The organism is Protofrankia sp. Cas8 (genome assembly GCF_963555845.1).
GTDB lineage: Bacteria > Actinomycetota > Actinomycetes > Frankiales > Frankiaceae > Protofrankia.
In genome coordinates, this window is sequence record NZ_CAUVXI010000086.1 from 4,020 (window position 1) to 4,772 (window position 753).

1 pseudogene is annotated in these 753 nt (G+C 66.3%); it reads right to left on the minus strand.

Annotated elements, in window-relative coordinates:
• Nucleotides 1–448: pseudogene (locus U9977_RS14000) on the minus strand (group II intron reverse transcriptase/maturase); the annotation flags it as partial.
• Between the last annotated feature and the right edge of the window lie 305 nt (nucleotides 449–753).

Genomic DNA, 753 nt, shown 5'->3' on the forward strand with positions numbered 1-753 from the left:
CAGCCTCGAAGATCGGCTCCAGCACCAGTTTCAGCGCGGCCTGAACGACCCGGTCTGCGACCGTCGAAATTCCCAGCCGCCTGACCTTCCCCGAACCGCCCGGCTTCGGGATCATGCGCTCCCGTACCGGCAACGGCCGGAACTTTCCTCCTTTCAGTTGGGCACGCAGGTCGTTCAGGAATCCGGGCACCCCGGCTTCGCGGATATCGGCGACCTTCAGGCCGTCGATCCCGGCGGTCCGGGCACCCTGGTTGCCCGCGACCCGGGCAAACGCCACGATCAGCGTCGCCGGGTCATACACGAAATTGAACAGGTCATCGAACCGGCGGCCAGGATCAACCGCCGCCCAACGGTGAAGTTTGGCCTGCATCCCCGATACCCGCACGGACGCTTCCTCACGGCTAGCCCCGCGCGGAGCCCCGCCATTCAGCGGTGCATCTTCCGGCATCACAGTATCCATCCCTTCTCGATACCGCTGCCGCCCTTCCCCATGTGCACAGGCTCTCCCTGGCTCGGAGTACTACGGCGGCTCCGCCCCACCCCACCGGTTCGGCAGTCGGTGCGCCTATCCCGGACGGACGGCTGGCTGCCTACCCGGCCGGGAACCCGTGCGAGGTGGTTCCCACGTTCACTGTGCTTCGTTTGTCGGAGTAGGAGCCCGGCTGTGTCCCAGCAGCTTCGCCATGGGTACGCCGCAGACCTTCCCCATGGCCTCCGGGTCAGCTTCTGTAAACCTCACCGGAGTTCCCTCCG